Consider the following 14515-nt stretch of genomic DNA (forward strand, 5'->3'; position numbering starts at 1 on the left):
ACGGAGTGAATAGGCTATGAGTTACGAGTTTGTGTTTGTTCGTTCGATTGTGTTGACGATCATCATAGGCTTGTTTCTCCTAGTCACTGGTCGCGCCGCGCGCACGCGGGGTTGCATCGTGGCGTTCTGGGTTTTCGCCGCCGTTGTACACCTTATCTGGTGGGGGCTACCTGAACTCAAGGGAGCATGGAGCGAAGCCGGGCGCTGGCTGGTCAGTGCCTGGGTCGGTGCGGTGCTGACGGCAGTGTTCCTGATTCTGCCCGTCGGGCTGTTTCTCATTGGGCGTCGCCTGTTTGGTCAACGCTCGACCAGCAGCGTACGCGTGCCTCTGATTTTGGTCGCCACCTCAGTGATCGTTGGGGGCGGTGTGAGCTTCGGCACCGTCGGAGGCCCAGTGGTTCGCGAAGAAGTGGTCCATGTGAACGGTCTGCCCGAAGGTTTGGACGGACTGCGGGTCGCTAACATAGGTGATGTCCACATCGGGCATTTCATCGTGCCCGAGGACTTTGCCCAGGCCATCGACATCGTCAATTCGCGTAAGGTGGACTTGCTGGCGATTACGGGTGATCTCATCGACGATCTCAGCCAGCTGGAGCCGACGCTGGACGCCTTGGAGAGAAGTAACGCGCTGCCTGTGCTCTCCATCCTCGGCAATCATGACAAGTACCCTAACGAAGCCGCCGTAGTCGCCGCCTTGCGTGCGCGCAACCCTCGTATCCAGGTACTCATCAATAACAGTGTTGTAGTGCACCCGCGCGGCGTGCCGTTGCGCATCGCCGGCGTAGATTACCCGCTCGCCTCGGATGGACGTCACATGCTTCCACGGGACGAGCAGGATGCTGCCATGCGCAGGTTCGCAGACCTGGCGTTCGCCGAGGCGTCGCCTGGCGATACGCTCATTGCGCTGTCACACCACCCCGAGTTCTTTCCTATCGCGGCTGCGCGGGGTGCTGTATTGACCCTGGCCAGCCATACGCACGGCGGACAGGTACGGCTTTTCGGGCGGCCCGTGATCGTCGCTTACGACTATATGCATGGGATCTATCGTGACGGGGCGGCGTCCCTCGACGTCACTTCTGGACTGGGCCACTGGCTACCCTTGCGAATCGGTGTGCCACGAGAAATTTCGATCATTACGCTTCGGCGGGCATGATCCAAGCGGAACTCCAGTCAGGAGAGGTGAGGGGCTCGCATCAGGAGACGGGCGCCGCTTTCGACGCCCGGGCAGTTCAGGGAACGTTGTGACCAGCCGCTCGGATCAGCCCGTACCATTCGGGGCGGGTGAGCGGGATATTCGAGCCCGCAGCTGCCTCGACGAGGCGCTCGGGTCTCGTGGTACCCAGCACTACTTGGATGCCGGCGGGGTGACGGGTGATCCAGGCTGTTGCGATTGCGGTCGGAGTGACGTCGTACTTCACAGCCAATCGTTTGAGTTCGGCATTCAGTTGCGGGTAGTCGGGAGAGTCGAAGAACACCCCATCCTGAAAAGCTTTCTGGAATGGAGACCACGCCTGCAGTGTGATCTTGTTGATCCTCGCATAGTCGACGATGCCGCCGCCGTCACGAGTGATTGAGTCGTCGAAGCCGGTCATGTTCGACGACAGGCCCTGTGCGACGATCGTCGAATGCGTCAGCGAAAGCTGGACCTGGTTCGCCAGGATCGGCTGAGTCACGGCGGTCTTGAGCAAATCGATCTGACGGGGAGTGTGGTTGGAAACGCCGAACGCGCGAACCTTGCCGGTGGACTCCAGATGGTCGAATGCACGAGCGACTTCTTCCGGCTCCACGAGTGCGTCGGGACGGTGCAGCAGTAGCACATCCAGGTAGTCGGTACCTAGCGCTTTTAGCGACCTCTCGGCCGATTCCACGATGTGCTCGTACGACTGATCATAGTGCCACGGGTCGTCAACGATACTGGTCTTGGACTGGAGGAAGATCTGCTCACGCTCAGCGCTGCTGAGTCGCAGCGCCTCGCCGAACCGGCGTTCGCACAAATGCGGGCCACCGCCGGGATGGTTGAATCCATAGAGGTCAGCGTGATCGAAAAAATTGATGCCCGATTCGCGCGCCGTGGTGTAGAGCGCGCGGATCTGGTCATCGGTGCTGCCGGCGATGCGCATCATGCCCGTGACGACGTTGGGAACCCGAGTATTGGTTGATCCTAGTAGTACGGTCTTCATGAAAGCTCCTTATCAGGGCAGTGGTGGGCTGTCGGACGCCTTGCCTGACTGCAATGCATTCACCAAGGCTGGTTTGCGGGGCCAACGGTGAACTCGTTGATTGTGGTGTCATCAGGCTGGTCGATTGCGAAGGCGACAACGTTGGCGATCCGGTCTGGAGAAATGCCGTACTTGTCATAGATGTCCTGCATCTGGTCTAGCGCCTGCTTATCGCTGATTGTCGCCAATAATTCAGTGTTGACTGCGGCCGGGTAGATCGTCGCGGTGCGTATGTTATTGCCCTCCATGGCGGACTCCATGCGCAAGACTTCCATGAAGTCGCGCACGAACCACTTCGTCCCGCCGTAAACAGCGCCGCCCGGATAGGCCTTGAGCCCCGCCACCGACGAGGTGGTGATCACGTGCCCGGACTTCTGTGCCAGGAACTCGGGCAGCACGGCCGCTACGCCATTCAGAACACCTTTCACGTTGACATCGATCATTTGGTGCCAGTCTTCGGTCTTCAGGGCGGACAACGGCGAGTTCGGCATCAGTCCCGCGTTCAGGAAAATGACGTCCACACGGCCGAATGTTTCTTTGGCCAATTGGACGATGCGGTCGTTTTCCTCTTGCTTTGTCACGTCCAGTATCTGATAAACCACCTGGCCTCCGCTCAGGAGAATCTCGTCCGCGATCTGCTTGAGCTTGTCTTCGCGTCGCGCGCCGAGCACGATTTTGGCGCCTTTGCTCGCGAGCAGCTTGGCGGTTGCCTCGCCGATTCCGGACGATGCGCCGGTGATGATGACTACTTTGTCTTTGATCATGATTTTTCTCTCTGGATTCGGGCTGCGAAGGAGACGCAGCAGATGATGAGGCGGTATCTCAGGTCGGTGTTGAGCGCGGGGAGACTACTTTGTCGGCGCACGCTGCTCTTGGGAGAACACCACCCGAACATCGCCATGGCCGAGCGCCTGGGCCAGGCCAGTCGGATCGTCCACGCGGCCCAGACGGGTGTATGAGTAAGCTGAGTCGAAGGTCTTGTAAAAGACGACCACGGTGCGCGATCCCCAAAGCATCAGGTCTCCGTTGCGGATCGTACCGGGTCGGCTCTCACTGGTGGGCAGCGCGTCAGGCAGTTCTTTTTTCTTCTCGTTGCCGTGGAGGTCCTCCATGTCCAGTGTCAGCGGCAACGTGGCGGTGAATGCGCGAGTCGCCTCGTTGTCGGCCAGTGTGATGGCGAAGCGACGTTCCCCGACGGTCATCCACAGGCGTGATTCATCCGATTTCTTGGGTGCTTGAGTGACATCCTGCTCAGCGGCCACGGGCAGCGCAGTGCTGGCGGCGTGGGCGGGATGGCCGCTGCACAGTGCGAGGAGAAGCAACGGCATTCCAAGCTGTTGCATGGCCCGCCGGTGCCAGGAATGCCTACGGCTTGCAGCGCCAAGAGAGGAGAGAGCGCCGCCTGCACCGACGTCAACGGTTTTGCTCTGCATGTTGTTCTCCTTTGCAATGCGGAAAATGGGCAAGACGCGTTGCCGCGCCTGCACTTGAATTCGTAGGTTTCGAGCGCGAATTAGCTCAGCAATATGGCGCCGATGCTCCTCAGCGAGTGGTCTATTGCCAGTTCTGGTTGCGATCCTCACTGGAAAGTCAGAAGTGCTGAGTGGCATCAATCCATACCGTAGGGCGCGTCATCCCGCTCAGTCGCATCCAGGCGCGTTGTCCGCCTGGATGCGACTGCCTCAAGACGTCAAGCGGCGCGTGCCGCCGTGGCCAGGTGCTGCGTGAAGAAGGTCGTCAGCTTGTCGAAAGGAATCACGTCCACGCGGTCATACAGATCGGTGTGGCTGGCCTCTGGAATGATCATCAGCTCCTTCGGCTGCGCCGCGGCCGCGTAAGCGGTTTCGCTGAAGTAGCGCGAGTGGGCGTTTTCACCGTGGATGAACAGGACCGGGCGTGGGGAAATTTCCGCGATGTAGGTCAGGATCGGCATGTTCATGAACGACAGGGGTGTAGTTATGGTCCACGAGTTGCCCGAGTTGACCGCGCGCGGATGGTGTCCGCGGGGCGTGCTGTAGTAATCGTGATAATCGACCATGAACTGCGCTTCACCACCCTTCAGTTCGTTGTAGGGGGGCTGGTAAGCAGGGGTAGCATTTTCCGCGTCGACCCAACGTTGTGCGCTCAGTTGTTCGAGCCCTTGCGTGCGCTGTTCGAGGGTTACGCTATCGTTGTAGCCCTTGGACATGACGCGGGTCATGTCGTACAAGGTGCTGGCGACAACCGCCTTGACGCGCTTATCCAAGGCCACGGCATTCAGCGCCATGCCGCCCCAACCGCAGATGCCGATGACGCCAATCCGCTCGCGATCAACGGAGGGTTGCAGGCCAAGAGCATCAACTGCCGCGCTCACATCCTCGGTGTTGATGTCTGGCGAGGCGACGTTGCGCGGCTCACCGCTGCTTTCCCCGGTGTAGGATGCATCGAAGGCCAGAGTGACAAAACCGCGCTCGGCCATGGTTTGCGCGTAAAGCCCGGAGGCCTGCTCCTTCACCGCGCCAAACGGGCCACAGACGACAATAGCTGCGAGTTTTGCGCTGGCGTTCTTCGGTTGGTACAGGTCGCCCGCTAGGGTGATGCCATAGCGGTTCGTGAAGGTGATCTTCTTATGGTCCACCTTGTCGCTCTTGGCGAAAGTCTTGTCCCATTCCTGTGTCAGTTGCATGTGCTTGCCTTACATGTAGTTGAGATTGTTCCTGCCAGCCTGGATACCCGTCGAGCAGCGGGGGGCTTGTCGTCGGCGTCATAGGCTTTTCGAACCATGGGGAACATGTTTCGTAAATGACGTTGCCCGTCGGGATCGGCTTTGCCAGCTAATGTATGCCTGTCACTGCCCCAAAACATCGCACGAAATTGCAAGCATCTATGCACGCTATTGGATAATCGGTTCTGTGATCCAAGCTGTTCGGAATGGGAACCTACCGGTGAAGAGGTGGATTCGCATTTGGGTGAGCGGTGAGTTCATCCGAGCTTCGGGCGGTCTGTGTGGCGTTGGCTAATGAACACGTCAATTGAATCGAGCGGTGTGGGCCTGGTTTGGATTTCTTCTGCCCTTGATGCCCATCGAAAACAAGTCCAATCGCTATCAACATGATCGCGGCAGGTCATCCAAGTCTTCTGATCCGCACGCCGATGCCGTTTCCCCTTTCTACTTCGGCTCGCCTTCGACGATATAGGCATTGGTATGGCCTGATCGCTGCCGGAAGGGCCGGATCTTGGCGTACTCAGGTGAGTTGTACCAGGCACGAGCCTGCTCAAGGCTATCGAACTCGATGATGATCAATCGATGACTCGGTGGACTGCCTTCGAGCGGGCTGACTCCGGGGGCACGCACTATGTATCGTCCGCTGTAGCGCTCAAACGTGGCATCCACCTGCTCCCGGTATGGCTTGATTCCCTCCGGGTCGGTCAGTTCGAATTCGGCAATGTAGTAGGCAGGGGTGCTTCCTTTAGCCTGCTGAGCCTGGGGAGGCGGTGTCTGAGCTTGGACAATGGGCGCGCCAAGGGTCAAGATTACAGTCGCGACGGCCATATAAAATGCGGAGTTATTCAACTTCATGGGTCATGCTCCTTCGCAAGATCGAGGTGACGTTGGTCGTCAGTCAGGTTGTAACGCTTTGGCGCTGAGTTGGATGGGCTGTGTTTCGATCAGCTTGCGCGACACGATCATTGGCTGTGTGATCGCTACGTATTTCTTGAAGTGCGGGGATTCGATGTGTGCTCGATAGGCTTCTTCGCTGGCGTAAATCTCGAAAAAACGAAGACTGTTGGGCTTTCCCTTTTCCGCTACTGAGTAGATGGCGAGCACGCCGGGTTCAACACGGATGGATTCTTCCATCTCTTCCCTGACGGCCACCTTGTAGGCTTCAAGCTGTGCCGGATCGATCACCAATTCGGCAATGCGTACAACGGTCGTGGGTGCCTCTTGTGCCTGCACCGTACCTGCTCCGAGGCTACTTGCCATGCCAGCGAAAAATACTGCCGGCAGGAGTCGGTTTCTGTTTTTCGTCATGTGATATCTCCTTGGGTCAATGGGGGCTGATGCCGCTGCGCATGACTTACCTTTCAATCATCGAGGGTGCTATCAGTCTTGCGGGCATTTCTCCAAATCGCAGACAAGCACGTCGATCGCAAGTCGAGATCGAAGTGGCAAATATTGAGCAGCAGGCCAGACCACGTAGCACTCCATGGCTGCTCTAGGCCGATCTCCCCATATCTCTACAAGTGAGCCCTGCTGCATCCGATCCCGGATAAGCCAGTAAGGAAGCCAAGCCAAGCCCATGCCCTCGGCGGCAGCGTCCGCAATCACCTCCAAGTCGTCAAAGCGCAGGCGTGAGGTGACAAGAACGTCAACGAGCGCACCTTTTTCGTCGGGAAGCTTCCACGCCAAACCGTAATCGTTGCGCCAGTATGGGAGCAGGTCATGGTCAGTAAGATCGGCTAATGAGTGTGGCTCACCCCGTCTTTCGAGATAAGCCTGCGAGGCGCACAGCACCTTTCGCTGACTGACTAACTGGCGTGCGTGCAGGGTCGAGCCATTGCCTAGCCGACCGTTGCGTACTGCGAGGTCAAAGCCCTCGGCGATCAAGTCAACCTGGCGATCGCTGAAATTCAGCTCCAGCTCGAGGTTGGGATGTTGGCGCGCATAGGACCGCAAGATGGGCGCGACGCGATAGCGTCCGAACAAAACAGGAAGAGTGACTCGCAACTTGCCGACGACCTCCCGCCGGCCGTTCTCCAGCATAGTCTCACCTGCGCGCAACTCATCGATCGCACGTTGGCAGCGCTCATAGTACTGCTGGCCGTCCTCGGTCAGACACTGAGTTCTTGTGGTCCGCTGAAACAGCTGAACACCAAGTCGCTCCTCTAGACGTGCAATCGCTTTGCCGACTGCCGAACGCGTCAAAGCAACCCGTTCACCGGCTTTCGCAAAACCACCGGCTTCGACGACTTCGACGAACAACTGTACACCATCGAATCTATCACGCACGGCAAGTTTCCTACGATTGTAGAATTATATGATGCATTGGTGAGAATTATTAACTCCAATGCCGAATCGTATTCTACTTTAAAGTAGCACAGCAGCACGTGTTTCCGTGTTTTTGCAACGTAGGGTCACACCAAAAGAACTACCAGCCTATGGATCTCGCATATGGCCAGAGAACAGGGGAGTTAGATGAAGTTGATCTCAATTGTGTATGACAGTGGTTATGGTCATACCGCACGTGTGGCCGAGGCAGTTGCTGAAGGCGCCAGATTGGTCGTCGGTGTCGACGTCCGGCTGATCGCCGTAGCGGATGGCCCGATCGACTGGGGACGGCTAGAGAAGAGCGACGCGATTATCTTCGGCTCACCGACTTATAACGGCATGATCAGCGCCCGTTTCAAACAGTTCTTTGAGGACTCCACGAAGGCCGCGTGGATCGAACTCAAGTGGCGCGACAAGCTCGCTGCCGGTTTCACCAATTCTGGCGCGCAGCACGGCGACAAGCTGAATTCGCTGGTCTCCATGGCGCTGTTCGCCGCTCAGCACGGCATGATCTGGGTCGGTCTGGACATGATGCCGGGCAACAGCAGTAGCACCGGTAGCGAGAACGACCTCAATCGTCATGGAAGTTGGCTCGGCGCCATGACCCAGTCGAACAACGACCAAGGCGCCGATCTCACGCCGATTCGCAGTGATCTCGATACCGCCTCTTATCTAGGCAAACGAGTCGCCCAGACTGCCCGTCGCTTCAGTTCTGTATAAGCCGTTTCGCCTCAATCCAATCCAGGAGCAAGACCATGAAATTGCTTTGCCTCGACGTCCCGCAGCCCGGCGCCACGATGGAAAAATATGCACCACACATGGCGGACGAAGTCCGTCACACCTAGCAGATGTACAAGGGCGACATTATCCGGGATATCTATTTCCGGCAGGATCGTCCCGGTGTCGCGATCATCGCCGAAGCCGAATCTGTCGAAGTCGCCAAGGCAGCATTGGCCGAGTTCCCGCTCGCCAAGGCAGGCCTCATTGATTGGGAGGTTATTCCGCTCGGTCCCTTCGCCAACTGGCAAGCGCTGTTCGCTGCTATGTGCCGTTACGGTGGTACCGTCCCGGAGGACATGGTGAGCCGGCGACTCTAGGCCGATATTTGCTGGGTTGTCGCGGCGGTGCCGAGTCATCTGGAGCGGTTCGGAACGCCCGAACATTCGGATGACCTGTTGAATCACCGGTGCATCAGCAACCGTCTTGGAGATGACCGGGTTTATCGGTGGGAATTGGAGCGCAATGGTCAGGGAGCCCAAATCACCGTGCCAACGTCCGTCACGGTCGACCAAGCTGTGACGGGCCTCATTGCGGTGCTTGGTGCTGACTTGATGTATTTCCCGGCTCCGCCTAGTGCTTACGGAATGGGCAGCTTTTCGAACAGTACGTCCAAGGGGGCTTCCCGTCCGAGTGGCTATGGGCCGAATAAAATGACATAGCCTGGCATATCTCCTTTAATGGTCCTTGATACCCTTCAGAAACAAGTCCAGAATCAAGTCTTTTCCTGCCCCGGCAAGAAAAAACAGCCCTTAAATTTCAAAGGGTCGGACACCAGATACGAGTCTCGTTTCCCACTCCATCTCCTGATTTTTCGCTATATCGTCAATCTGAGGTCACGCGCGCAGCGTTTTGCCGCAACTGGTCTAGGTAGTTTGCCCATTGTTGCGCCGCCTCTCGGCGTTGCACTAGTAACTGTGCGCGGGCATACACAGCCCCCAGTGCACCTGGCATCCGGTGAGATAACGACAATTCGAGCACGATTGGATCAATACCCAAGTGCTCGTGTGCGATGGTCCGGTAGGTGGCGCGAAAGCCGTGCGCGGTGATGTCGTACTCCGGCCAAATACGCTGAAAGGACTTGAGCATTGAGGTTGGATTGATGGGACGACCAGGGTAAACCGGCGACACGAACACCCAACCTTTGCCTTCTTTATCCACCACGCGGATTTTATGCAAGTCGCGTAACAAAACCAAGGCTTGCTCAGGTAACGGCACGATGTGTTTACTCTTGTCCAAATGCTTGGTCTTGCTCACCACATAGCGCCAATCGGCGGCCACCAAGTCGACATCTTCCCAGCGCATCTGCACCAGTTCGCCTGGGCGGACCGGCAACATGACCAGCAAGCGCATTGCGGCGGCAACGCTGCCGTCGTTGCAGTCATCCAGTCGCAGCAAAAACCTGCCCAGGTCGGCCGGCCTTTCGATCGCTGGGTTGCTGGTCACGACATGGCGGATCTTCAACTCCTCAATGTTGCTGAGCGCTACATTGCGTTCCACCCAGCCGCGCCCCTCGGCAAAGCCCAGGACGGCACGGATGATAGTGCGCACGCGCCGGGCCATGGCCATGGTGCGCTTGCGACGCAACTCGGTAATGATTGTGGTGATGTGCTCCAACTTGATCTCGCTGATTGGTGTTTTACCAATCGCAGGCAAGATGTGGTTGTTCAGCGCTCCTCTAAAACCCGAGATGGATTTGGTCACCAGTTCGGCAGACTTGAATGCCAACCATTGCTTGGCCACGTATTCGAAGGTGCGTACCTCGTTGAGGAGTTGCGCCTCGATTTTGGAGGTCTTGGCCTTGAGCGGGGCGGTGTGGTTAGCCACGTCGCGGCGTGCGCCGCGGGCAATATCGCGCGCTTCTTTCAGACCGATGTCGGGGTAAGCGCCGATTGAGAAGCGGTTTTCCTTGCCATGCAGCCGATACTTCAATCGCCAAACCTTTGAGGGGGATTTGCCGACCTTGCTCGACGCCCTTACCTCCAAATAGAGGCCAGGGACTTCGCCATCGGCGTGTTTGCCGGGCTCGGTCAGTGAGCGGATCAAGGCATCGCTGAGTTTTCGTTTGAAAACAACCGCATTATCTGGGGGCATCGGTGGGGGCATCCTTTTTAAGGAACCGAAATTTGCCCCCAATTATGCCCCCGTGAGCCCTGGAATCCATTGGATTTAGACAGGCGGCAATGGACTGAAATAACAAGTAACCTGTTGTTATAAAAAACGTTTATGGAGCTTACTGGAACTCCATTACAGACTATCGGGGTCCCCAAAAAACATCTGAATCCGCGACCGTAACCACCGCTCACCCGGGTCATTATCCTGCGACCCCCGCCACGCCATATGCAGCTCAAACGTGCGCGTCGGCAACGGCGGATCTTCCGCCCGAACGCCACCAGCCGCCGTCAGCGCCTCCGCCGTGTAATCCGGCACGGTCGCCACGATGTCAGTGCCCGCCAGCAACGTACTCAAACCATTGAACTGCGGCACGGCCAGCACCACGTGCCGCTTGCGCCCGAGTTTCTCAAGCTCTTCATCAATGAAACCACTGAGGTCGCCGGCGAACGACACCAGTGCATGCGGACGCGCGCAGTAGTCATCCAGGCTCAGCGGCCCCGGCACGGTGTCGGCACGCAGCAGTTTTGGTGCGCTGCGACGCAGGACCTTGCGCTTGGCGTTGGCCGGCAGGTCGGTGGTGTAGCTGACTCCAATGGATATCTCGCCGGAGGCCAACAGGCCCGGCATCAATATGTAGTTGACGCGACGGATCACCAGCACGATCCCCGGGGATTCGGCGCGCAGGCGTTTGAGCAGCATCGGCAGCAGGGCGAATTCAACGTCGTCGGACAAGCCAATACGGAAAACCGAGGTGCTGGTCGCCGGGTCGAATTCGGCCGCGCGGCTGACAGCGGTTGAAATCGAATCGAGGGCCGGCGAGAGCAGGGCGAAGATTTCCACCGCGCGGGCGGACGGTTCCATGCTGCGACCGGTGCGCACGAATAGCGGGTCATCGAACAGGCTGCGCAGGCGCGAGAGCGCCGCACTGATCGCCGGTTGACCGAGAAACAGTTTTTCTGCCGCCCGGGTCACACTGCGTTCGTGCATCAATGTTTCGAATACGATCAACAGGTTCAGGTCGACACGACGCAGGTCATTACGATTCATCTGGAGTCCTGGCAGAGTCATCAAGCTTGACGAGAGCGGCCATATGAGAACAATGGCCGGCATGAATCTTACGGGGAAAGGCTGGTACTCTGCACCGGAAAATTCAGCTTAACTGAGACGGTGGCAGCAGTTTTTTCATGGATTTTGCCAATGCCGCCCCTGCTGCGGAATCAATGACAGGCATGTCGACTATTAATAGCCACTGATGGTCTTGGGTCAAAAGCCCAGATAGAGTTCATGGCATTAGAGGTTACTTTGACGAGGTTTGCGATGTCCCGCACGATCCGTTTTCACAAGTTTGGTCCGGCCGAGGTGCTCAAATGCGAAGAGCATGCGGCCGCTCAGCCAGGTCCTGGCGAAGTGCAGGTGCGCGTCGAGGCGATCGGCATCAGCTGGTACGACACCCTCTGGCGTCAGAACCTGGCCTCGTCTCAGGCGCGACTGCCTGCGGGTCTTGGTCACGAGATGGCCGGTGTGATCACCGCTGTCGGCGACGGTGTCGATGATCTGGCAGTGGGTGACAAGGTCGCCAGCTTTCCGGCCGAGAGTGCGAACGACTACCCGGTCTACGGCGAATCAATCGTGCTGCCGCGTACTGCGCTGACCCGTTATCCGGATGTGCTCAGCCCGATCGAAGCCAGCGTGCACTACACGCCGCTACTGATCGCCTATTTTGCCTACGCCGATCTGGCGCGGGTCAAGCCAGGGCAGTTCGCTCTGGTCACGGACGCCAGCCATTGCGCCGGTCCTTCGTTTGTCCAGTTGGGCAAGGCAATGGGTGTGCGGGTGATTGCCGCGACCAAAGAAGCCGAAGAGCGCGAGTACCTGCTGTCCCTTGGTGCGGAAAAGGTCATTGTCACCGAAGAGGAAGATCTGTTGATGCGAATCAACAAGATCACCGACAACCGCGGTGTCGACGTGGTGTTCGACGGCCTCGGCGGCCCGCAGATGTCGTTGCTTGGCGATGTGCTGGCGCCGCGTGGCAGCCTGGTGTTGTATGGCTTGCAGGGCGGCAATCAGACGCCGTTCCCGGCCTGTGCAGCGTTCCAGAAGAACATCCAGTTTTTCGTGCATTGCATCGGCAACTTCACCGGCAAGCCGGAACTGGGCATCACTCAGGATCACGTCGCCTTGCAACGTGCCTTGCGTGACATCAACCAGTTGACCGCCGACCGCGTGTTGCTGCCGCTGAAGACGCGTGTATTCCCGTTCAACGAGTTCGTCGAAGCGCATCGCTACATGGACGAATGCCCATGCCGCGAACGGGTCGCGCTGCAGGTCGAACCGGCGTAAGCCCTGTCATCAGAGTCCGTGGCCCCACGGACTCTCGTGCGTTTACCTTCCCTCCTGAAAAACAGAGCTCCCTGGCGCTATGCCCGGGACCGTTCAGCAACTGAACTGGTTTTTGCTCTCGATCTGTATCTTCTAATCACAATGTAAGCCCTGATAATTGAATGATTACTTTCATCTCAAGGAATGAGCCATGGCTGTGCATTCAATTTGTCCTGCGCTATATCAATCGGCTAAATCCGTTGGTTGCGCCAACTTCTGTTTAATTGTTGTAGGGCTATTCGGAAACTGCTTCTCTTTTTCTTGTACTCACTTGTCGTGGGACATTGTGGGAAGTTTCCTAGGATCGCGTCCCAAAAAAAATATCTCAACAATTACAGGGGTTTGAGGCTGCGTCTCGGCGACGGCAGGGGTTTAATCAGCTCAAGTGTTTCAAATAACTACAAACTTGTAAGTGTTAGCATTCGAACGTCTATTACTTATTGATGAATTGTCGCCTGACTGATTTTTCAGTCCGCGCGGCATGAAACTTTCGATACCGGGTAAATACCGATGAGCACGATCCATGATCAGGCAATGAACTATGTCTACCAGCAAGTATTGCAGCGTTTGCTGAGTTTCTTCTCTCGAGCAGAACGCACGGCGCTGCAGTTGCTGATCCAGCGACTGGCAGTGGCTGCCGGCGGTATGGAGAACATCGGTCATTTCAAGGTTCTGGTGAGCCAGTCAGGGTCGCGCGACAGTTGTTATACGCTGGCCCTGTTACGGGCCGCACAACTGACCATCGCTGGCCGCTCGCCCGCGACCTTTCAGTTGCGGGTCGCCAACCTGCGCTGGAACGGCAGCAGCCAGGCGTCCCTGCAAAACATGCACCGCAGCTACAGCGCGCTGTTTCTGTATGACGATCCTCGAGTCGAACTGGTGATGGTGGATCACCGCGAGGTTCTGCCGTTTGACCATCAGGCACCCATTGGCGAGGCGGGGCGTGAGGCCAACCGCATCAATTTGCTGCTGATCGGACATCGTCGAACCTGGAACGAAACGCTCGAACTATGGGATGACGCTTATCTGGCCACTGCCGAGTTCTACGGTCAGGTGGCCCGCTGGAACAATGGCGTCGATGCGATGATTGGCAGTGAATCCGTGCGCCGTCAGGGGCACTTCCTTGAGGGATTGGGGCGCGCCGCGCAGAAAGCCGCAATTGCCGGGCCGCAAGTGAGTCCTGTCGGCTTTGACATGCTGTTCCCGCTTCTCGATGGACTGGGCGGCGATTATTACCGCGAGTTTTATCCCGAAGAAGAGCGGGTAGCCTGGCGTCCCGAAGGTCAATTCGAGGCCTGTCGGCGCACCAGTTTCATCAGTATCAACGACATGATTGTCGGCAAGCTCGAAGAACGCTGGCCTTTGTTGAGCGATTTTCTCGGTTTCCAGGCTGATGAACTGACGCTTTATCAAGTTGACAACGAACATGTGGAGCCTCTGGTAGCCGCGCATCTTCGGGGCTTGCAGGCGCACTTCATCGAGGGACAGACCTACGAGGCTGGCGTCGCCGATTACCTGAAAAACTGCCTGATATCCATGCGAGAGAAACAGGTTCCCGAACCTGTTTGCGAACAGTTGCTGGCGAGTTTCGGCAATCTGCAGGAGCCCGAGTATCTGCGCAAGCAGGCAGAAAGCACTCTGCTTGCCAATTTTGAACTGAATGAAATCCAGCTGACGTGCCTGCTGTTTTCACCGTTCATCAATGCTGGCGCCGGGCTCGAGCGCTTCTTGCGCAATTGTCACCCTGGCATGTTGGTGGCGTTGCCGGATCTGCACCGGGCGATGCAGGGCCTGCATGCGCCGGAACAGGTCATGAAATGGATGACGGATGTCAGTGGACTGCCGGTCAGGTTGATTGTGCGGCTGTATGCGATGGGACCTGTTCATATGCCTGCTGCCGCTGAAACGGCCTCGCAGGACCCGGTCGTTGAATCGGCAGATGATCGATCAGCGGAGGGGTGAACGTGAGCTTCGTGCAGGGAGATGGAGCCATGCC

14 protein-coding genes are annotated in these 14515 nt (G+C 57.5%); 4 read left to right on the forward strand and 10 right to left on the reverse strand.

From position 1 onward, the window contains the following. The first annotated feature begins 16 nt into the window (after positions 1-16). Positions 17-1153, forward strand: coding sequence for a metallophosphoesterase (locus ACI514_RS09875; RefSeq protein ID WP_405123677.1), 1137 nt, complete (start codon positions 17-19; stop codon positions 1151-1153). Between the two features lie 76 nt (positions 1154-1229). Here the strand turns inward: ACI514_RS09875 and ACI514_RS09880 are convergent, their stop codons facing one another. From ACI514_RS09880 to ACI514_RS09910, 7 genes are all read right to left on the reverse strand, one after another. Continuing rightward, complete coding sequence (locus ACI514_RS09880; RefSeq protein ID WP_405123678.1) at positions 1230-2180, reverse strand: aldo/keto reductase family oxidoreductase; 951 nt, start codon at positions 2178-2180, stop codon at positions 1230-1232. Positions 2181-2239: 59 nt separating this feature from the next. Next, complete coding sequence (locus ACI514_RS09885) at positions 2240-2983, reverse strand: SDR family oxidoreductase (protein WP_405123679.1); 744 nt, start codon at positions 2981-2983, stop codon at positions 2240-2242. An 84-nt stretch (positions 2984-3067) separates the two neighbouring features. Further along, positions 3068-3652 (reverse strand): cyclophilin-like fold protein, encoded by a 585-nt coding sequence (locus tag ACI514_RS09890; RefSeq protein ID WP_405123680.1) that lies wholly within the window; start codon positions 3650-3652, stop codon positions 3068-3070. A 257-nt stretch (positions 3653-3909) separates the two neighbouring features. Continuing rightward, entirely contained in the window at positions 3910-4884 is a 975-nt protein-coding gene (locus ACI514_RS09895; protein WP_405123681.1) for an alpha/beta hydrolase, read from the reverse strand. A gap of 483 nt (positions 4885-5367) precedes the next feature. Continuing rightward, a complete protein-coding gene (locus ACI514_RS09900) occupies positions 5368-5778 on the reverse strand; it encodes a DUF1330 domain-containing protein (protein WP_405123682.1) in 411 nt (136 codons plus the stop codon). 39 nt (positions 5779-5817) lie between these two features. Next, positions 5818-6231 (reverse strand): putative quinol monooxygenase, encoded by a 414-nt coding sequence (locus tag ACI514_RS09905; protein WP_405123683.1) that lies wholly within the window; start codon positions 6229-6231, stop codon positions 5818-5820. A 72-nt stretch (positions 6232-6303) separates the two neighbouring features. Further along, positions 6304-7182, reverse strand: a complete 879-nt coding sequence (locus ACI514_RS09910; protein WP_405123684.1) for a LysR family transcriptional regulator — start codon at positions 7180-7182, stop codon at positions 6304-6306. Positions 7183-7395: 213 nt separating this feature from the next. Here ACI514_RS09910 and ACI514_RS09915 point away from each other — a divergent pair, with 213 nt between their 5' ends. Beyond that, on the forward strand, positions 7396-7968 hold the full coding sequence (locus ACI514_RS09915; protein WP_405123685.1) for a flavodoxin family protein: 573 nt from the start codon (positions 7396-7398) through the stop codon (positions 7966-7968). A gap of 11 nt (positions 7969-7979) precedes the next feature. Here ACI514_RS09915 and ACI514_RS09920 read toward each other — a convergent pair whose 3' ends face one another. The 3 genes from ACI514_RS09920 to ACI514_RS09930 all read right to left on the reverse strand — a co-directional run bounded on the left by ACI514_RS09920 (position 7980) and on the right by ACI514_RS09930 (position 11187). After that, positions 7980-8540, reverse strand: a complete 561-nt coding sequence (locus ACI514_RS09920; RefSeq protein WP_405123686.1) for a hypothetical protein — start codon at positions 8538-8540, stop codon at positions 7980-7982. Positions 8541-8850: 310 nt separating this feature from the next. Continuing rightward, positions 8851-10119 carry a tyrosine-type recombinase/integrase gene (locus ACI514_RS09925; RefSeq protein WP_405123687.1) on the reverse strand — a complete coding sequence of 423 codons (1269 nt, stop codon included), beginning with the start codon at positions 10117-10119 and terminating at the stop codon, positions 8851-8853. 153 nt (positions 10120-10272) lie between these two features. Next, entirely contained in the window at positions 10273-11187 is a 915-nt protein-coding gene (locus tag ACI514_RS09930) for a LysR family transcriptional regulator (RefSeq protein ID WP_007914920.1), read from the reverse strand. A 270-nt stretch (positions 11188-11457) separates the two neighbouring features. Between ACI514_RS09930 and ACI514_RS09935 the strand changes: the two genes are divergently transcribed. Together ACI514_RS09935 and ACI514_RS09940 are read left to right on the forward strand one after the other, a co-directional pair. Next, positions 11458-12480 (forward strand): zinc-dependent alcohol dehydrogenase family protein, encoded by a 1023-nt coding sequence (locus ACI514_RS09935; protein WP_016983050.1) that lies wholly within the window; start codon positions 11458-11460, stop codon positions 12478-12480. Between the two features lie 549 nt (positions 12481-13029). Further along, positions 13030-14481 carry a hypothetical protein gene (locus ACI514_RS09940; RefSeq protein WP_405123688.1) on the forward strand — a complete coding sequence of 484 codons (1452 nt, stop codon included), beginning with the start codon at positions 13030-13032 and terminating at the stop codon, positions 14479-14481. Positions 14482-14515 lie beyond the last annotated feature (34 nt).

Source organism: Pseudomonas sp. M20, assembly GCF_045037865.1.
Taxonomy (GTDB): Bacteria; Pseudomonadota; Gammaproteobacteria; order Pseudomonadales; family Pseudomonadaceae; genus Aquipseudomonas.